Annotated in this window: 15 protein-coding genes; all 15 read right to left on the bottom strand. The window is 38.4% G+C overall.

Features of this window, described 5'->3' with window-relative positions; translation table 11 throughout:
• Window positions 1-88 precede the first annotated feature (88 nt).
• A complete protein-coding gene (locus H1225_RS10935; protein WP_161729904.1) occupies window positions 89-859 on the bottom strand; it encodes a T6SS immunity protein Tli3 family protein in 771 nt (256 codons plus the stop codon).
• 65 nt (window positions 860-924) lie between these two features.
• Window positions 925-3,126: a T6SS effector phospholipase Tle3 domain-containing protein gene (locus tag H1225_RS10930; protein WP_161724415.1), complete on the bottom strand. Its 2,202-nt coding sequence runs from the start codon at window positions 3,124-3,126 to the stop codon at window positions 925-927.
• Window positions 3,123-3,878, bottom strand: a complete 756-nt coding sequence (locus H1225_RS10925; protein WP_161724413.1) for a T6SS immunity protein Tli3 family protein — start codon at window positions 3,876-3,878, stop codon at window positions 3,123-3,125. The genes H1225_RS10930 and H1225_RS10925 overlap by 4 nt, the downstream gene beginning before the upstream one ends.
• Window positions 3,879-3,964: 86 nt before the next feature.
• Window positions 3,965-4,717 (bottom strand): T6SS immunity protein Tli3 family protein, encoded by a 753-nt coding sequence (locus H1225_RS10920; RefSeq protein WP_109847826.1) that lies wholly within the window; start codon window positions 4,715-4,717, stop codon window positions 3,965-3,967.
• A gap of 86 nt (window positions 4,718-4,803) precedes the next feature.
• The gene (locus H1225_RS10915; RefSeq protein WP_239739115.1) at window positions 4,804-5,553 is read right to left on the bottom strand and encodes a T6SS immunity protein Tli3 family protein; all 750 of its coding nucleotides are present in this window, start codon (window positions 5,551-5,553) and stop codon (window positions 4,804-4,806) included.
• Window positions 5,554-5,639: 86 nt separating this feature from the next.
• A complete protein-coding gene (locus tag H1225_RS10910) occupies window positions 5,640-6,389 on the bottom strand; it encodes a T6SS immunity protein Tli3 family protein (RefSeq protein WP_219515664.1) in 750 nt (249 codons plus the stop codon).
• Window positions 6,389-8,917 (bottom strand): type VI secretion system Vgr family protein, encoded by a 2,529-nt coding sequence (locus H1225_RS10905; protein WP_161671315.1) that lies wholly within the window; start codon window positions 8,915-8,917, stop codon window positions 6,389-6,391. Before H1225_RS10905 ends, H1225_RS10910 begins: the two co-directional genes overlap by 1 nt.
• Entirely contained in the window at window positions 8,914-11,622 is a 2,709-nt protein-coding gene (gene tssH / locus H1225_RS10900; RefSeq protein WP_239739114.1) for a type VI secretion system ATPase TssH, read from the bottom strand. The genes H1225_RS10905 and tssH overlap by 4 nt, the downstream gene beginning before the upstream one ends.
• A 325-nt stretch (window positions 11,623-11,947) precedes the next feature.
• Complete coding sequence (locus H1225_RS10895; RefSeq protein ID WP_109399722.1) at window positions 11,948-12,439, bottom strand: Hcp family type VI secretion system effector; 492 nt, start codon at window positions 12,437-12,439, stop codon at window positions 11,948-11,950.
• A gap of 22 nt (window positions 12,440-12,461) precedes the next feature.
• Window positions 12,462-14,180 carry an OmpA family protein gene (locus tag H1225_RS10890; RefSeq protein WP_237584703.1) on the bottom strand — a complete coding sequence of 573 codons (1,719 nt, stop codon included), beginning with the start codon at window positions 14,178-14,180 and terminating at the stop codon, window positions 12,462-12,464.
• The gene (gene tssL / locus H1225_RS10885; protein WP_006533865.1) at window positions 14,180-14,848 is read right to left on the bottom strand and encodes a type VI secretion system protein TssL, short form; all 669 of its coding nucleotides are present in this window, start codon (window positions 14,846-14,848) and stop codon (window positions 14,180-14,182) included. Before tssL ends, H1225_RS10890 begins: the two co-directional genes overlap by 1 nt.
• Window positions 14,845-16,182 carry a type VI secretion system baseplate subunit TssK gene (gene tssK / locus H1225_RS10880; protein WP_109399725.1) on the bottom strand — a complete coding sequence of 446 codons (1,338 nt, stop codon included), beginning with the start codon at window positions 16,180-16,182 and terminating at the stop codon, window positions 14,845-14,847. The genes tssL and tssK overlap by 4 nt, the downstream gene beginning before the upstream one ends.
• 12 nt (window positions 16,183-16,194) lie before the next feature.
• Window positions 16,195-17,742, bottom strand: a complete 1,548-nt coding sequence (tssC, locus tag H1225_RS10875; protein WP_109399726.1) for a type VI secretion system contractile sheath large subunit — start codon at window positions 17,740-17,742, stop codon at window positions 16,195-16,197.
• Window positions 17,743-17,765: 23 nt separating this feature from the next.
• Window positions 17,766-18,263 carry a type VI secretion system contractile sheath small subunit gene (tssB, locus tag H1225_RS10870; RefSeq protein WP_072063430.1) on the bottom strand — a complete coding sequence of 166 codons (498 nt, stop codon included), beginning with the start codon at window positions 18,261-18,263 and terminating at the stop codon, window positions 17,766-17,768.
• 706 nt (window positions 18,264-18,969) lie between these two features.
• Window positions 18,970-19,551 (bottom strand): DJ-1/PfpI family protein, encoded by a 582-nt coding sequence (locus H1225_RS10865; protein ID WP_006533859.1) that lies wholly within the window; start codon window positions 19,549-19,551, stop codon window positions 18,970-18,972.

The raw sequence follows: 19,551 nt of genomic DNA, 5'->3' as shown, positions 1-19,551 counted from the left end.
GAAAAAATAATAATACTAGGCAAATGAGATTTAACATAAATAATCCTTATTTACATGGTGTTATTTTATTTCGGTATGATGATAAATATTATTTTTTAATTCTATAATCTCGCCCATAGTCACCTAGCTTTGACATCGGGGAAATGGAAGGATCACTGCAATCAAATCGGGTTTGTCCTGAAGGTGTTCTTATTCCAGAGAGGGGAGCTTCTAGAGTATGAGGTTTCCATGTTCGATTTTTTATCTCTTCAAGGGTTGGATAGGGCTCTTTTTTCCAATATGAAATATCTAGTGGAATATTTTGGGTAGAAGAATTAAAACTTCCCCCAATATAATAATAGCTATCCGTTACCACAATAGTAAAATAAGTGGTCTCATGTACAGGATTAAGCGTCTTATTCCCAAGCGGTGTAATGAGTGGCATTAATTTTCCTTTAGAATAGAGTAAAACCGAGCTTTGGCAACCATCACGCCGACCTGCGCAACCATGCCAATTACTGGATGTAGCAGGAAAAGCGATATAATCATCCTGTGTGGCAGCCCAAATTAAACGGCCACGAAAGTTACATGCCGAATCGTTATACACTTTAAAGTGGGCTTGCGTTTGTGTGTTGTTATAAAAAGTATAGCCTTCTCGTTTTTCATTAAATTCTTCAAGGGTAAAAAAACGGTGGTCGTCAATACGGTAAATGACCACGGGCGGTTTAAAGGTTTTCCGTAATTCGGCTAATTGACGTTGTTGCTCAATCTTATCTTGTTCTGCTTTAATCGCGGCTTTTTCTTTTAATGATAAACAGCCGGTTAATAGTGTGGCACTAAAAATAAACAGTAATGAGAACTGAATACGATGCAATAACATGGCTTATTCCTTTTAATTGTGCTGATTTATTTAAAGTGATTTTTAGATAATTAATATTTTTTCTTTTATGGCTTTTTTATTATTTCTGGCATTTCAGGTATATCTAATACACCTTTCTCCATATAGCCATCTAAGCCACTTAGCCAATCCGCATATTTTCTTAACTCATCCATTTTTTCTGGACTTCTACCTATTTCACAATAACCAATAGGTAAATCATAAGTGACTACACGACGAAGAAACAGTGAATTTCTTGGTAATGTACCATGATCAGTAGGGCGTTGATTATATTCGCGAATACGTGTTCTCATCTCTTCTAAGGTTTCATATTTTGTAGTTGCATTTTTTTCTTGAGGATCTAATAGTGGATTATTCTGGAGTATTTTCTTCTCTTCTGGGGTGAGTTCAACCCAAATACGATGTTGATAGGTATAGAGATCTTTATAGAAGTAATATTCGGCATCTTTGGGAGTGTAGATATCTAATCCATCATCATAAAGAATTTGCCCATAACCTTGGCCTAAAGGTATCTCTTGTTTCTGATTATCAGCATTGATATTAATTTCAGGGGTTGGTTTATCCTCTTTTTTTTCTATTACGGTAAAATCTTCATCAAAAGTTGCCAATTCGGCTGGTGTAATAGGGTGAGGTACTTCTGGGGCATTAATATTTAGTGAAATATTTGCTGAAGGTTCAGGCCACGCTAAGCCTTCTAATGTTTTGGTATTACTGTCCCAGAAAATATTACCATCACTGAATCGTCTATTTGCATCAGTAAATATGGTTTTGGGGTTAGGTTTTCCACCACAAGGCGTATTACGTGCCAGCATTCTGATATAGGGTGGATGCTCAAGGTCAAATAATGGATGATGCTGTATTTGTCCTCTTTCTTTAGTATTAGGAAGCGGGCACCAACCAATACTTTCTAACGGTGATGAGCCCATTACGCGATCGTGTGGATTACAATAAATATAGAACCGCCCGTGATTATCTCTTTCTTTAATAAATTCACCTTTAGTGAATTTTTCCTTATTTATTTCGATATTTTTTTTATTTTCTTTATTCTCGTTATCTCTAATATCAAGCTTATTCCCTTTATATATAATTACATCAGGAGTCCAACTTTTTTTATCTTCACTTTCTCCGACAACTAGACTTGAATATCCACAAGGCGATCCCTTTAATCTATTTTTGTTTTTTGCAATCTTATTAATGATTGCTTTTAGCGTGGCTTCACGCTGTGCTTGATCAATATTTTCACTGTAAATATAAGAGTAGCTATTTAAGAATTTATCTTCGGTAGCATAGGGAGAATTTAAAACAAACAAACTATCAGGGGCTTCAATTGCTGCTGCGGCTAATGCTATCATCGTGCCTTGGCTGTGTGAAATAATGGTAACGGTATCATGGGAATTGTATTCACGTATTTTCTTGACTAAATTGGCTAGCCGTTTTACAGCATGAGCATAATAGTGACGAGGAGGAGACTTTGTTAATAACCGGTCTGATTCAGGGTTAAAGGTCTGTACATTAAAAGGGATTGGCGTTGGGATCACGGTCCATAACATCGCGAGATTGCTAAAGCCACTCTTACTCCATAAACTGACTAAATTATTACAGCCATTTTGAAATGGCCCTCCACCCCAGAAAAAAGGGCCTTTATGTTTAATTTTTTCATTAATAAAGAGGCGTTTTTTACGATAAGGCAGAGAATTGTATTCTTGTAGAAAATTAAATTTATCTCTATCGTCTAATGTCCATTCTTTCTCATCTTCATTACTGTATTCGGGGTTAAGTATTTCACTGACTAAGCGGTGGTAGCTTTCTCCGGCTTTATTTTTTAATGGAATACAATATTGACCTAAATCTTCATCCGTTGCACGGTATCCCCAATAAAAACGGATCACCGGGGAATTACCTAACTTTTTTAATGTTCGAATGGGCTCTTCATAAATATAATGACTATTATCATAATTTTTTTCATCTAAAATAAATTTGGGTTCATAATATTCATTTTGTTTTAATTGATAATCTGTATTAGTTAAATTTAACCGTTCATTAAGCCCTGAACAAAGTTCGCGTTCAGCATCTTCATACCACTCTCCTTCTGAGTTCACCCCATGAACAAAAATGATAATTCCGGGTAAGTGGGGTTTAGCATGGATTTCTGCTCCAATATTGGCAGCATGGGTGATAGAACGCCATTCTTGACTACCATCAAGGCATTCCTTGGGTTTTAGCCAACGGGTTGGCTTACTATTGCTCATAATTTTTCTGCCTGTGAAATAGGGTAAATAGAAGGGGCGCTGCAATCAAAACGAGTTTGCCCTGAAGGGGTTTTTAGTGTTGAAGAAGGGGATTCTTTATCCCCGAGACTACTATGAACATAATTTGAATCGGTAGGATCAAAATAAAATTTTCGCCACCAAGGTTTAGCTAATTCATCATTAACTTCTCGGCGACTGACAGCGGTTTCCCCTAAATAAAACCCCTCATCGGTTACAATAATATCGAAAAAAGAAGAGTAGTAACCGGGATGATCAGTATGAATACCAAACCCCCCATTTGTGGGTCTAAAGTTTTTCCCACCATCCAAGGTGACAAGAATAGCGTTAACACACCCCCATTTAGTGCCTGCACATTGATCGGTTTTTCGACTCAGTACCGCAGGGAAAACTAAAGCATCATCGCGCTCGGTTGCCCAAATTAGGCGTCCTTGGTATAAACAGGCTGAGCCGTATAATATTTCTTGATGGATATTATTTTTTGTATTGTTGTAATAGGTGATCCCTTCACGTCTTTCATTATATTGCTCCAAGGTAAAAAAGCGGTGGTCATCAATACGGTAAATGACGGTGGGAGGGCCATAACTTTTAATTTCCTCGTCAATTAAACGTTGTTGTTCGCCTCTATCTTGCTCCGCTTTAATTGCAGCTTTTTCTTTTAATGATAAACAGCCGGTTAATAGGGTGGCACCCAAAATAAACAGTAAAGGAAATTTAAGTCGATGTAATAACATGGGTTGTCCTTATTAACATGAAGCTGTTTTATTTTTAAGTTAATGATGATCTTTTATCAGGAGCTAACCAATGGGGTTAGTATTCATCATTTTTCTGCCTGTGAAATAGGGTAAATAGAAGGGGCACTGCAATCAAAACGAGTTTGCCCCGAGGGGGTTTTTAAGTCTTCAGGAGGGCTTTTTTCTTCCCCCCAACTGCTATGGACATAATTAGAATCGGTAGGATCAAAATAAATGACACGCCACCAAGGGTCGGCTAATTCATCGTTAGTTTTCCGCCGACTGACAGTTGTTTTTCCTAAATAAAACCCCTCATCGGTTACGATGATATCGAAAAAAGAAGAGTAGTAACCGGGATGATCAGTATGAATACCAAACCCCCCATTTGTGGGCCTAAAGTTTTTCCCACCATCCAAGGTGACAAGAATAACGTTAACGCAACCTGTTTTTGTTCCTGCGCAACGACTGGTTACACGACTCAATACCCCCGGAAAAGCAAAAGCATCGTCGCGTTTGGTTGCCCAGATTAAACGACCTTGATAACGACAAGCCGAGGATCGAATTAATTCTTGATGTATTCCTTTTTGAGTATTGTTGTAATAAGTCGAGCCACTGCGCCTTTCATTATATTTTTCTAAGGTAAAAAAGCGGTGGTCATCAATACGGTAAATGACGGTGGGAGGGCCATAACTTTTAATTTCTTCGTCAATTAAACGTTGTTGTTCGGCTCTATCTTGCTCCGCTTTAATCGCAGCTTTTTCTTTTAATGATAAACAGCCGGTTAATAGGGTGGCACTCAAAATAAACAGTAAGGGAAATTTAAGTCGATGTAATAACATGGGCTGTCCTTATTAAGATGATGCTGTTTTATTTTTAAGTTAATGATGATCTTTTATCAGGAGCTAACCAATGGGGTTAGTATTCATCATTTTTCTGCCTGTGAAATAGGGTAAATAGAAGGGGCGCTGCAATCAAAACGAGTTTGCCCCGAGGGAGTTTTTAGTGCAGAAGAGGGGGATTCTTTATCCCCGAGACTGCTATGGACATAATTTGAATCAGTGGGATCAAAATAAAATTTTCGCCACCAAGGATCATCAAGATTATCATTTTTTAAACGAGAAGCTGTTGATTTTCCTAAATAAAAACCCTCATCGGTTACAATAATATCGAAAAAAGAAGAGTAATAACCGGGATGATCAGTATTACCACCAAACCCCCCATTTGTGGGCCTAAAGTTTTTCCCATCATCCAAGGTGACAAGAATAACGTTAACGCAACCTGTTTTTGTTCCTGCGCAACGACTGGTTACACGACTCAATACCCCCGGAAAAGCAAAAGCATCGTCGCGTTTGGTTGCCCAGATTAAACGACCTTGATAACGACAAGCCGAGGATCGAATTAATTCTTGATGTATTCCTTTTTGAGTATTGTTGTAATAAGTCGAGCCACTGCGCCTTTCATTATATTTTTCTAAGGTAAAAAAGCGGTGGTCATCAATACGGTAAATGACGGTGGGAGGGCCATAACTTTTAATTTCTTCGTCAATTAAACGTTGTTGTTCGGCTCTATCTTGCTCCGCTTTAATCGCAGCTTTTTCTTTTAATGATAGACAGCCGGTTAATAGGGTGGCACTCAAAATAAACAGTAAGGGAAATTTAAGTCGATGTAATAACATGGGTTGTCCTTATTAAGATGATGCTGTTTTATTTTTAAGTTAATGATGATCTTTTATCAGGAGCTAACCAATGGGGTTAGTATTCATCATTTTTCTGCCTGTGAAATAGGGTAAATAGAAAGGGCACTGCAATCAAAACGAGTTTGCCCTGAAGGGGTTTTTAAGTCTTCAGGAGGACTTTTTTCTTCCCCCCAACTGCTATGGACATAATTAGAATCGGTAGGATCAAAATAAATGACACGCCACCAAGGGTCGGCTAATTCATCGTTAGTTTTCCGCCGACTGACAGTTGATTTTCCTAAATAAAACCCCTCATCGGTTACAATAATATCGAAAAAAGAAGAGTAGTAACCGGGATGATCAGTATGAATACCAAACCCCCCATTTGTGGGTCTAAAGTTTTTCCCACCATCCAAGGTGACAAGAATAGCGTTAACACACCCCCATTTAGTGCCTGCACATTGATCGGTTTTTCGACTCAGTACCGCAGGGAAAACTAAAGCATCATCGCGCTCGGTTGCCCAAATTAGGCGTCCTTGGTATAAACAGGCTGAGCCGTATAATATTTCTTGATGGATATTATTTTTTGTATTGTTGTAATAGGTGATCCCTTCACGTCTTTCATTATATTGCTCCAAGGTAAAAAAGCGGTGGTCATCAATACGGTAAATGACGGTGGGAGGGCCATAACTTTTAATTTCTTCGGCGATTAAGCGTTGTTGTTCGGCTCTATCTTGCTCCGCTTTAATCGCAGCTTTTTCTTTTAATGATAAACAGCCAGAAAGTGTCGATGTAGATAGGAGTAAAATAAAAAAGTAGGATAATTTATATTGCATTATTCATTTTCTCCATAAGGTAATAATTTAATTAAAATGTCGTTTATTGCATTAGAATTTATACGAGTTGTTTTACCTTCGGAGTCAGAAATACCTTTTATAATTTCTCCACTAGGTAAGGTAATTTGATAACGCTGATTAGCTATCGGCTCTCCTGAAAGTGGGTTTTTAATAACAAACCATTCACTAAATTCTTCTGGTGAAAAAGATTTCATAGCACTTTCTACACTTTGTGGGCCTAATTTTTGAATACCATTATTTTTAATCAATAACTTTCCAGGCCCACCAATTTCTACATTTCCATCTTTAATTCGTATATATCCGCCACCACAAGATAAGAGGAGTTCCTCTTGAGCTGATAGCACCATTTTTTTACCACTACTTATTATTGAATCTTGTGTTGACCATGTTGATAGACGACCGTCTTGTGCCTGAATTTCTATATCACCTGTTTTGGCAAAGATTTTTGCTCCCATTCTGGAAAAGAAACTCATCATTTCACCAGCTGCTAAAGTGAATTTTTTAAATGCTCCAATATCAACTTGTTGGTTTGCTGTTAGTGTTAAATTTTCTTCAGCAGAAAGTTGTAAATTATCACCACTGGTTAGTGCTATTCCGTCAGGTGCGGTGGCTAATAGCACTGATTTTTTTAATTGGATTAATTTTTTTTCTAAGCTTTCTTGCTGCTGTTGGATATTTGAAGCGAGAGCACTGGCATGTTCCGCACTTTGGGTCAATGTTTGCATTTCTATTAATGCAGCAGTGAGTTGTGATTGAGCCTCCTTCATCGCCAGCACTTCACCGCCTGCTTTGGCTTGATTATCTGCACTAATAAATAATCCTTTACCTGCTCTTATAGCTCCCCAACTATCGGTGCGTAATTCAAAACCTTCTCCTCGTTTATCGCGGTTAGCATCGACAATATGCCCTAAATTTAATTGTGATTTTCCCCCATATTCGGTACTGAGTTTAATATGCTCCTGCCCGCGTTTATCTTCCATTCGCAATTTATTATTTGCAGGGGTACGAATCACATTACGTGTGTTGTTTCTATCCGTTACATGATCGGGATGGCGTGAATCATGAAGTGCATGAGCGATATAAGGTCGGTCAGGGTCGCCTTCATGAAAGGCGATAGCGACTTCTGTGCCTTGAATTAATGGAAAATGCATCCCATAGGTATCGCCGGCATAAGGTTTTGCCAAACGTACTGGCATACTTTCATAACCTAAGGGTTTTTCGTCACGATCGGCATCAAATTTTACCCAATAAAAGCCATCTTCATTTTGATGCGCATAAATATCGTTATCTTTAGCACTGGTGATACGTGCGGTAAGTGTACCGGTGATAATTGGGCGAGGTTTAACGGCTGGGCGCCAGCAAAGGGTTTCACTGTAAGGAATAGCATTAAATCGCACTTGCAGCGCTTTTTCTCGACCGCCACTAAAACGTAGACGAGTGATTAAAATCGGTGATTGAAACACAGAGGGTAGTGATGAAGGTATTGTGTTATCAGTGATAGAAAGCACTTGTAGCGGTGATAAAGTATCTGCATTACTTTCGCCTTTTAAGCGTGTTTGACGAGTTAAAAAACGCTCATGATCAAGCCGTGCCCAAAAGTTTGCGGTTTCTGCTTCTGGATTGAGTTTATCACCGCGAGAAAGATGTCTAGCTTGATAGTGATAAACTTCACCATAGTGAATTTCATCTCCTTCACCGCGTGTCATATCCGTTACTGCTGAAATCAAGGTGTCTTGAGCTTGCCGATGGTTGTAATCTTTGGTTAGTACATTTTGCTCGACTACTTGATGATGTAATGATAATCCCCACACACTTTCTTGGTGATTATCATTCATACCAGACGGACTATTGAGTGGTAAGGTTTTATCAAAGGTATAAGCACTTTGGCGATCGGCAAAACGAATAACTTCGGTTTGGGTTTGATCTTGTAAATAAAAAGAGTAAAAAATACCAACTTCACTTAATAGTCGTTCGATAAATTGACGATCACTTTCATTATATTGATTAATTTGCTCACGCTTTGGATATTCATTTTTAAGCGTAAATTCAAATTCCCAATCTTTAAAATTATGTTCACGTAAAATTTGACTCACGACATCAGGAACAGATTGATTGAGGAAAAATCGATGAGAGCGAATTTGATGACGTAATAAGGCAAAAACAGGTTCAATGACGAGTTGATAACGCGCTTCATCAACCGAGCCCGATAGACGCCGAAATTGTGTGATCACACCATGAACTTGCTTGTTGATGGAATTTTGAGTTGCTAATTCCGCAATGCTATTGAGAGGGGGGGTAAAAGAGAGCGTTGCACTACGGCGCAATAGTTGTTGCGGTTGTAAATCCTGAGCTTGGCAAGTAAAGGTAATTTGATAATGATAGGTATCGCTAATTGCTTCACGACCCGTGAAATGTTCAACATCAAATAAAATATTACAACCTTGTACATTGAGATGATAGCGATTTTGTCCGATTAGTGTATTTTTCACGAGATCAATTATGCTCATTCCTCAATCTCCTGTTGTTTATCTAATACCTGTTTTTTTGTTGGCAACTCATCACTAAAACTCAACGTAATACCTTCTTCTTCATTAAAGCCCAAAATGACATATTGCGATTTTTCAGCACAGGCTTGGCGCAAAAGAAGTTGTTGGCTAAGAATAGGCAGGATCTGTTGATTAAGTAGACTATCGATATTTCGGGCACCTGTGTCTGGTAATAAACAGGCATCAACAATGGTATCGTAGAGCGTTTCTTCAACAATACCAGTTAATCGATAGTGGGTATAAAGTCGCTCGATCACATTTTTTAATTTCATCTCAACAATAATGCGTAGTGCTGTTGCATCGAGAGGGCGATAAATTAATGTTTGGAAGCGTGCCAGTAGTGCAGGTTGGAAATGTTCACGCAAAATAGGGCGAAGCGTTTCTTGTAAATCGCTATCGGTACTTAATGGTGACTCTTCTAGTTGTTGCATTAAATAATCACTGCCTAAATTTGCAGTCATTAAAATAACTGTATTACGAAAATCAATTTCACGACCTTCACCATCACGCATAAAGCCTCTATCAAATACTTGATAGAACAGATTTAAAACATCACGATGTGCTTTTTCAACTTCATCCAGTAACACAATACTGTAAGGGCGTTTTCTGACCGCTTCCGTTAATACGCCACCTTGACCGTATCCGACATAACCCGGAGGAGAACCTTTTAATTGACTGACGGTGTGAGCTTCTTGGTATTCAGACATGTTAATTGTGATTAACGATTTTTGGCCGCCAAATAGACATTCTGCCAATGCAAGTGCGGTTTCTGTTTTACCTATACCACTAGGACCCACTAATAAAAAGACACCTTGAGGCCCATTTTCAGAAACTAATCCGGTTCTTGATGCACGTAGACGCTGTGCCAACGCGAGTAGCGCGTTGTCTTGCCCTATAACGTATTTTGATAAGTTACTTTCTAACTCTAATAAGCCAATTTGTTCATCTTTAAGTAGGCTTGAAAGCGGAACACCTGTCCAATCAGCAATAACAGTTGCTACAGTACGAACATCAACATCGGGATTTAATAGCGGAGCGTCTTGTTGTAACTGAATAAGTTGTTGCTGAAGTTGTGCTGAAAGCTTTGCATTTTTAGGATCTTGTCTGCTTTCAATTAACTGACAGATAATCTCTTTTTCTTGTTCAAAGCGCTGTTCTAGTGTTTCGAGTTGAAGTGCTAATTGGGCATCTTGAGAAGATAAATCAGATAATTTTGTTTGATTGGTTAAATCACCGATAGTGATGTCATCTAGTATCGCTTTTTGTTCTAGTTCTAGCGCATAGCGTTTAGCTTTAATTCGGGTAAGCTCTTCAGGTAATGTATCTAAACTCATGCGAATTCTTGCACTGGCTGTATCAAGTAAATCCACTGCTTTATCAGGAAGTTGTCTACCTGTTAAATAACGACGTGATAATGTTACTGCGGCTTTTACGGCATCATCGGTAATATGTACACCATGATATTTGGCATAACGCGATTTAAGCCCCCGTAGCATTAAAAAGGCTTTTTCATCATCGGGTTCATCAACTTTTACGATATGAAAACGGCGTTCTAATGCGGCATCACGTTCAAAAAATTGTTTGTATTCCGACCAAGTGGTTGCTGCGATTGTGCGTAATTCACCTCGTGCTAATGCGGGTTTTAATAAGTTAGCGGCATCTGCGCCACCGGCTTGGTTACCTGCACCAATAATGGTATGTGCTTCATCAATAAATAATAAAATAGGTGTAGGTGATTGCTGAACAGCATCAATTACATTTTTGAGTCGTTGTTCAAATTCGCCTTTTACTCCTGCTCCTGCTTGTAATAGGCCTAAATCCAGAGTGCGTAATGAGGTGGTTTGTAAACTGATAGGGACATTTTTCTCAGCAATTCGCAGTGCAAGCCCTTCGACTAATGCTGTTTTACCAACCCCTGGCTCACCAACAAGAATAGGGTTGTTTTTACGACGACGAGAGAGGATATCGACCATTTGACGGATTTCATCGTCACGACCAAATACTGGATCAATCTCACCAAGACGCGCTTTTTCAGTGACATCAATCGTAAACTTATTTAATACAGCTAGTAGTGCTTCACTTAATGTATGACCAATAATGACGTTGTCAGGGGAAGTTGAAGGGTGATCGTTATTTTCGTGGTCTAGGTTATTTTCAGCAGTATGATTATGCACCGCAAGTTGTTGAACTTCAGGTCTTTCATCTGATTGGGCATCAAGTAAAGGTCTTAATCGTTGTAGCTGTGTTTCACCCAATGTCATTAAAGGCCAGAGTGCATCAAGTTGAACTAATGCGGGCTGTTTTGTCATGGTGTGTAAGAGGTGTACGCTGCGAATTTGTTCGATATCTTCATCAAGAGAAGCAATTACCCATGCATTTTTAATCAGTTCTAATAAGGGTTTGGATAATTGAGGTCGGCTACGTACTGAGCGAGGTAATTTATCAATTGCGTCAAGTAAGTCTTGCCAAAGTGCTGATAAATCCCATTCATAGCGACGAGCTAAAACAGTGATATCGCTTTCACCTAGCTCTAGAATTTTTAATAACCAGTGTTCAATAGTGACTTCTGCATGGGCGCGGGTTTGGCATAATGATGCCGCAGCTTCCAGCGCTTTTGCACAATAAGGATTTAATCGACGCAATAGCATAATAGATTGATTTTCCATGTTTTCTCCCAGTAATGAAGTCCCTATTGAGGGAATTTAGGTACGCTACCGCCCCTAGCCATAGACCGAGGCTCATAAGGTTATATTCTTCATATTTCAAGCTGTAGCGTTTACTCGTCATATTTCAAGTTGTAGCGTTGTTGACTACACTCACTCGCACTAGTCACATGTTCCTAGCGACTCATTCATTTGTCGCCTAGCTACACCTTGAACTATTTAGAGTATTTACTCGTCGGGCTTTAAATTATTTAGGGTATAAATAAGTAATAGTGTTTGATTTCAATAGGTTTAAAAACAGGCGGTTAACCGCCTGTTTGTTTTGGTTTTACGCAGTGGCACGTTCATTCCATGAATCTGAATGAATGATATTTCCGTCTTTGTAAGTCCAAGTGATTTTTTCGTAACGCAATTCAATTTCTTCGAGGTGATTGTGTTTCTCTTTGGTTGGATCTTTGATGTTGTGCATCTTAGGCGCTACTTTGACTACTTTGACGTTTTCAAGTGTGGTATTGAAATATTCAACTTCTTGGCCTGCGTCATCGATGCGATACCACTTAAACTCTGCCTTTTTCAATGTTTGTCCAGTTGTCACTGCCTTGTATAGATACGGGCTGGAAGCATCAATTTCTTTGACAAAAATAAAGGGGGTATGGATACGTGTACCGGTTAATTTGCCAGTATTGTTATCTGTTGGAATATACAAGTTGTGATCTTGAGCAACGACTTCAATACTGCCTTCACGATCTTGAACATTCACAGAGCCTTTGATATCCGCATTACCGTCATCTTTTAACCAGAGGTATACAGGAATAGCCATTTTTACATCTCCTTTTTAAGGGTTAGTTGCCACTATCCTTCAGTGGCGTAAGGTCATCAGCTAATACCTGACAAGCGTCAGCTTGAGGTATCAGGCGAATTTCAACTCGACGATTACGAGCTCGTCCATCTAGTGTTGAGTTATCTGCAACGGGCTGATGTTGGCCATATCCTTGCACTGCAAAGCAAGAGGGGGCGATATCACTGGTTTTGATCATCCAGTCACGTACGGCTTCAGCTCGTTTAAGAGAAAGTTTTTGGTTTAAATCGGGATTACCAGTGTTGTCGGTGTACCCAGAAATAACAATTAACCAACCAGGTTTGGCTTTTATATTGATAAGCGTATCAACAAGCACTTTGGTGGCTTCATTTTTTAATTTGTATTGACCTGAAGCGAAGAGAGCCAGACTATCTAGCGTCACCATTTCAGGAACTTCTTGTACGATGATAGGTGCTGGTGGTTGTGGGGGAGCCCATGAACTGAGCAAGGCATGCAAATAAGGTAAGATGTTATTTCCTTGATATAACGCTAAAGAATAGCGAGCAGGAATACCTTCTCGTTGCCAATGAGAGAGAAATGTCGCATCTGAAAGTAACTGTTGATAAGCCACTTTTTTAGGTTCTAAATTCTCATCGCTAATACTTTTAAAGTGATTGATATCATTACTATTATCATAGATTAATTGCTTGTTATGGTGATAGCTACCAGAGAGCGCACCAATAAGAAATAATCCACAAATCATGCCAATAACACCAAAGGTAGTTTCTATTTTTAATAAATTGACATCGTAAGTGAGTTTATCAATCACAATGTCTGGTAAGGGTAATTCGTCATTATTATTTGATGTTTTAATAATCGTCGGAAATAACGTGGTTTTATGGTGAATAAATTGAGCCCAACTATTATTTGAAATGGTAGGAACAGTTGTAAATTGCATTGCCCAAGCAACAGGTATGAGACTCGGAGTACCTGACTGAGCAACTGTAAGCAGAGGAATAAATTCACTTTTTAACCAAGCGAGTAATTGATCAAGCCAGAGAGCCATGGTGAGTTGGTTTTCGGTTTGCTCTCTATTTTGTGATAACCATGTTGAAATAGATTGAGTTGCCAGATTATCAGAGATAACAAGTAACTCTGGTTGGTCATTTAAATAGATTATCCACGGTGTTATGTCATCAAAATGTGAATTGAGATAATTAACTGGAGAGTTAAGATAAAGTGTTACCCAAAAAGGTAATGTTTTACCTGTTTTTTTATTGCTTTCATGAATAGCACGACGCCAATTAAGTGTTTCTTGAGTTACTTCTTCTAGCTGTAATTGCTGTTCAGGTAATAAAGCGTATAACAGTGATAATCGACGTAATTGTAAGGGGGCAATATCAACAATATGTTGAGTGATGTTGATCAAATCAATAGGAGAGACAGCGCGAATATACCAACCTTTCGCTGTTTCCCGATAGGTCTGGTTTTCATGAAAAAGCATTTGTGATTGACCACAAACAATAATAACAGCGCCTTGATAGTTATCAGGAGGGAGCAGATTTGTAAGCGCATTTTTAAGGTAGGGAGTACTTTTCTGCTGACGGAAAAACCAGACGCATAAAGAGAGTGTGACAATACAAATAAAGGCCGTCAGAAAATAGGAGATCTCTTTACCAAAAGACCAAAATCCCCAAAGCAACCACAATAATAAGCTTGCTGAAAACAATGTAATACACTGTTTTATCCTATTTTTTTGCATCACTTTCCTTGTATGACCCATTGTTGAAGTAAATTTTCTAATGACACAGAAAAACCCCACCACAGCATGGCAAGCACCACAATTCCCCCAAACCAACCTAACCAATAAATATGACGACGATTTATACGAGGCTTGGGTTTCATCACTAAAGGTAAATCATTTGATAGTGCATAGGTGGGAAGTTGAGTATTGAGTAGTTCAATAATTTGTTCACGTTCAGGGGCATTGGTTTGGCGATATTTACCAACAAAGCCCAGTGTAATCACACGGTGAAAACAAATAAGTACATCATGGTTAGGTGCTGGCTCATTTAATAGATTACGCAACCTATCCCATAGTTTGTCACCTGCTTCTAATGTATTGAAATACTTGGCTTGTAATGGGGATTGTATCCACTGAATGTAACCGTCATCACGCTCGGTACGATTCATCACGCTTTCATCAATTAATGCACATTGTGCATAAAGCATATTTTCGATGGCAGATTGGGAATAGCCTTTTTCTGTGAGTTGTTGGCGTGTTTTATCAATATGTTCACAGACGCGTTGATAGAAGGCTTTGCCATCAGTAATTTCAGCACCTTGACGTAGCTGACATACCATTAACCAAGTATCAGCAAAAAGCATATCAATCATGTTATTTTTAGCTGTTCTTGTATTCGTTATCATGAGCGAAGTACCGCAAAAAGTTCTAGCTGAATTTCACCTAATGTTCCTGGCACATAAAAAGCACAGTGACCTGAAGAGAGCATGGCTTGACCAGCTGAATTATTGAGTTCAAGTGCAAAATAGTGATTTTCTAAACGCAGTGGGATAGCGGCAGGAACATGTGTTAATGGCTGTAATGGAATACCATTAAGTGCGACATTAACCACACTAGCAACATCGTCATTACTACCCGCTTTACAAAGTAATGGAAACTGAGTGATCAACAAATGAGCTGGCAATGCAGAACGTACTGAAAGATAGAAATCAGCATCTTCGCGTAGGCGAGGATCATGCAATTCGCCACGCCAGAATGGCCCTTCTTTATCAAGAGCAATACTAATCACACGTGAAGGTAAACTCGCTTCTAACAGAGTATTCAGTAAGCTAAATAACGGTGGAAAAACCTGTTCAGGAAATGAGTGTTGATAAAGCGGAATATCACCATTTTCATGGTCGAGTGAAAATGTCAGTAGTGCACCCGCTAGACGTACTAATTCACGATAAAGAAGCTCTGGATGACGCCCCATTGATGAGAGTAATTCACTTAATACAGGCTCAGCACTGTTTATCGCATTTAGTAGCCAAAAGAGCGAGACATCAGCGACAGCAAAATCAGCCATCTGCTCATTATTTTCACGGCGCATAGTCATTAGGCGGCGACGCTTGGCGACTAAACGATGCATGAATTCTGAGAATAATGTGGTTAATTCATCGCTTGCACTACAACTCAATAATGGGGGAATAAAATGTTTATCTATTTCCCATGCACCTTGGGCATTGCGGATTAATCGAGCGATGGGACAAGTCATGTATGCGCTATTTTCTTCATGAGCATAACGCAAAGTAATATTGTGCCTTAACACGGCGATATCCGTCTGTTCTTGACCAATTAAATCTTGTACTTTCATCCACTCTTGATAGAACGGTTGTGGCCTATCAGAGCGTCCTTCTTGCATAAGATTGCCACCATTAGCCAGTAATAGAGGTAATGCGAGAACGATATCAAGTGTTTGATGTTGTGAATAATGACTAAGCTCATTAACGGGCGGTAAGTTGTCAGCTAGCGTTGTATCAACTAGCGTGCCGTCAGGAAAACGCACAATTAATTTTTGTGCGCTAAGGCGTGAAATAGTTAAAGCACTTTCATCAAACTCAGCACAAATCACGCCCCATGTTGATGCAATCGTCATATTGGCAATAGTGCTAGTGAGATAGCTATCCCATCTTGCTTGTTGTTGAAATTGCTGAGGAGCCAAAAAGGCCCCATCACTCCAGAGGGGGCGGTATATTTTCATCCGTGTTTCACCTTATGCTTTCGCTTTTGGCATTTGAGATACTAACGAGAGATCGACATCCATTCCTTCCACTTGGAAGTGAGGAACGGCATACAGCTTCACTCTGAAAAAGCCTGGATTATCTTCAATATCTTCGACTACCACTTTGGCATCACGAAGCGGGTGAGAGGCTTGCAAATCATCACTTGGATCAGTCATTTCGGTCACTAAACTACGAACCCAATTATTCAACTCAAGTTCTAATAAACGACGATCTTTTGTCGTACCAATATTTTCACGTTGAATTAATTTCAGATAATGAGCAATTCGGGAAAGGAGGAAAATATAAGGTAAACGCGCATTGATACGGCTATTCGCTGTTGCATCAGATGTTTCATAAATAGCAGGTTTTTGCGCAGAGTTTGCAGAGAAGAAACAAGAATAATCACGGTTTTTATAGTAAGACAATGGAATAAAACCGAGATTGGCAAATTCAAATTCTCGTGTTTCAGGGATCATCACTTCAGATGGAATTTTGACCTGACTCCCTGTTCCTAAATCAAAAAGATGAATAGGTAAATCTTTTACCGCACCACCTGCTTGAGGGCCACGAATTTGTACACACCAACCATTGTTAATAAAGCTTTTAACCATATTGGCAGCAAAAGCAAAGGTTGCATTTGTCCACAAATATTTTTCATGATCTGGACCTTTTACTTCTTCAATATAATTAAAGCTACGTACAGGAATGGTGTCTGGTCCATAAGGAAGACGACCTAAAACGCGCGGCATCGTCAAGCCAATATAGCGGGCATCATCTGAGTCACGGAAAGATTTCCATTTGATGTATTCAGCACGGTCAAAGTAGTTACTGATGTCTTTAATGGCAGCAACTTCTTCCATGGATTCTTTACCAAAAAAGGCTGGACCAACAGAACCTATGAATGGCATATGTGCAGAAGCTGAAACTTTCGCAATATTACGTAGTAAAGCGATATCTTGAGGACCACGATCAAACTCATAGTTAGAGATAATAGCCGCAATAGGTTCGCCACCCGGAGTATCGTATTCTTCGATATAAGTATGGTGATATAGACCGCTTTGGATTGTTTCTGGGCAATCCTCAAAATCTTGGCGTAAATCATCTTTAGCTATATCGAGTAGCTCAATTCTAACATTTTGACGAAAATCAGTGCGATCAACTAAGAATTTTAACCCACGCCATGCGGATTCAATTTTTTGAAATTCAGCGTGATGCATGACTTCATCAAGTTGTTGGCTAATTTGTCTATCTAGATCAGCAATATGGTGATCAAGTAAGTTTCGGTCTAAACGTTCGACTTTTTGACCTGAGGATTTTAGACGATCGAGAAAAACTTGAACGGCAATAGTAACGCGCTCATTTGCTGTTGTATCTGCCAGAGCGCTATTGTCTTGGAAGATATTAATATCACTTACCTGAGAAACAGGTGTGAGATTAATTTTTTCAAAGAGTGAGGCGTAAACACCGCTATTCGCGGACTCATCAAGTACTGTTGTTGTACTTTTTGAAATACTTTCGCTATTAACTGACATAAGCATAATCCTGTAATGATAAAACCTAATTAGTCTTTTTTCGGTGCGAGTTGAGATAATTCCTCGCGTAGTTCATCACTTAGTGCAGGATCTTTAAGGATATTTTCGAGTTCACGGCGAAAAGTGATGTTATCAAGGAGGTTAGACTTTAAGTCACGTAAGAGATTACGCATTGCTAACATGGCGCGTAGTTGAGGTATCTGGCGAGCAACTTGTTCTGGTTCAAAGTCTGCCATCTCTTTAAATGACAGATTAATGTTTTCCTCGCTACCATCATTAGCTAATGTATTTTTTACAGTAAGATTGACGGAAGGGGAAAATTCAGTAAGTACATTGTTGAAGTTATTTTTATTAATGTTGACCTTTTCTCTTTCTGAAAGAACGCGTTTATCCTTTCCGTTGCTGTAGTCGCCGATAGACAATAGTTTTAAAGGCAACTCAACTTTTTTCTGTGCACCACCTGTATGTAAGTCGAGTTTTATATTTACCCGAGCTTTAGGCACTTCATTTTGAAAACTATCTGACATAATAAAATCCTTGTATTAAACGAATAAAGGATCTCTTGAGAGTGGGGGATATTAAGTAATTTCACTACCAAGAAATTTATTTTAAGGCATACCTTTTTATATTAAATAAAATTAAATAAATCAATTTATCTTAATATTTTTAAGAGGTGTCTCTAAAATTAAAATGAAATAGAAAGAAAATACCTCATAAACAATTAGAGGTACATTCCAAATAAACATCATATATTGATGTTTATTCTATATATTATTTGATTTTCCAATAAAACACTTCTTAATTAAGTTGTTTATGTTGGATTGACTAGTATATATACATAGTAGATATTCTTATTGGTAACGATTTGTTATTATTACTATCGTTATTAAGTAATATACTGGATGATAAGAGAATAGAAATAAAGCAATGGCACTCTTTAAATCTTAAACTTTAATATTTGTATTTCTAAGTATTAATTATTAAGTAAAAAAGAGCTATTTAACTTCCTTTCTTTCATTCTTTTTTTGATTAATTAATGTGTGATTTTATAAATACTTTGATTAAATCAGAAGGAATGCAGATAAAACTATTCTTGAGATAAATCCCAATAATAGAGCTAGCAATGATTGAGGGTATTGGGGAGAAAAGGAATTATCGTTTTACGATGATAATTAAAATGAAAATATAAAGGGGCGTAAATCCCCTTTATATCGTTAATAATAATTAATTTAGCTACTTTAGGTAATCTAATGGCCAATGTTTGAAATAAATATGATTAGCTTGCCAGTCTACTTTTTCTGTATTGTCGTTTAATAAATGGCGAGCCACGGTAAAGGCAAATTCAAAACTTACACCTAATCCTTTTGCACTGATAAATTTTCCATCGACAACAACATCTTGATCAAGATAATTGCCATCATCATATTTATCTGCCAATTTATCACCTGTACTGTAATGACGACCTTCAAGAAGATGATGTGCCGCTAATACTTTTGCTCCTGAAGAGCACAGTGCACAAATATATTTATCTTCAGCAATATGGCGTTTAATAAATTGAATAACTTGCTCGTTAGCGCATAAACGATCGGTGCCTTTAGGACCTCCCGGCATCATTATTGCGTCATAGCTATGTGTCAGTTTTTCAGTTAATAAAAAATCAGCACTGATTTTAGTTTCAAAATAAGTATTTAATACCAAACTATCCATGCAAGAAAGTACATCAACATGAATATCAAGACGGCGCATGATATCAATAAAAACAACAGCTTCACCTTCTTCAAATCCATCAGCTAATAAAACGGCAACCTGTTTCAT

It is taken from the genome of Proteus penneri, from assembly GCF_022369495.1.
GTDB lineage: Bacteria > Pseudomonadota > Gammaproteobacteria > Enterobacterales > Enterobacteriaceae > Proteus > Proteus penneri.
Note: the sequence above shows the minus strand (reverse complement) of the source record. Positions and strands in the feature narration are given on the sequence as shown.

Coding starts and splice junctions, on each gene's coding strand:
- H1225_RS10935 (WP_161729904.1), bottom strand. CDS start 859: ATGTTATTGCATCGTATTCAGTTCTCATTACTGTTTATTTTTAGTGCC.
- H1225_RS10930 (WP_161724415.1), bottom strand. CDS start 3,126: ATGAGCAATAGTAAGCCAACCCGTTGGCTAAAACCCAAGGAATGCCTT.
- H1225_RS10925 (WP_161724413.1), bottom strand. CDS start 3,878: ATGTTATTACATCGACTTAAATTTCCTTTACTGTTTATTTTGGGTGCC.
- H1225_RS10920 (WP_109847826.1), bottom strand. CDS start 4,717: ATGTTATTACATCGACTTAAATTTCCCTTACTGTTTATTTTGAGTGCC.
- H1225_RS10915 (WP_239739115.1), bottom strand. CDS start 5,553: ATGTTATTACATCGACTTAAATTTCCCTTACTGTTTATTTTGAGTGCC.
- H1225_RS10910 (WP_219515664.1), bottom strand. CDS start 6,389: ATGCAATATAAATTATCCTACTTTTTTATTTTACTCCTATCTACATCG.
- H1225_RS10905 (WP_161671315.1), bottom strand. CDS start 8,917: ATGAGCATAATTGATCTCGTGAAAAATACACTAATCGGACAAAATCGC.
- tssH (WP_239739114.1), bottom strand. CDS start 11,622: ATGGAAAATCAATCTATTATGCTATTGCGTCGATTAAATCCTTATTGT.
- H1225_RS10895 (WP_109399722.1), bottom strand. CDS start 12,439: ATGGCTATTCCTGTATACCTCTGGTTAAAAGATGACGGTAATGCGGAT.
- H1225_RS10890 (WP_237584703.1), bottom strand. CDS start 14,180: ATGCAAAAAAATAGGATAAAACAGTGTATTACATTGTTTTCAGCAAGC.
- tssL (WP_006533865.1), bottom strand. CDS start 14,848: ATGATAACGAATACAAGAACAGCTAAAAATAACATGATTGATATGCTT.
- tssK (WP_109399725.1), bottom strand. CDS start 16,182: ATGAAAATATACCGCCCCCTCTGGAGTGATGGGGCCTTTTTGGCTCCT.
- tssC (WP_109399726.1), bottom strand. CDS start 17,742: ATGCTTATGTCAGTTAATAGCGAAAGTATTTCAAAAAGTACAACAACA.
- tssB (WP_072063430.1), bottom strand. CDS start 18,263: ATGTCAGATAGTTTTCAAAATGAAGTGCCTAAAGCTCGGGTAAATATA.
- H1225_RS10865 (WP_006533859.1), bottom strand. CDS start 19,551: ATGAAACAGGTTGCCGTTTTATTAGCTGATGGATTTGAAGAAGGTGAA.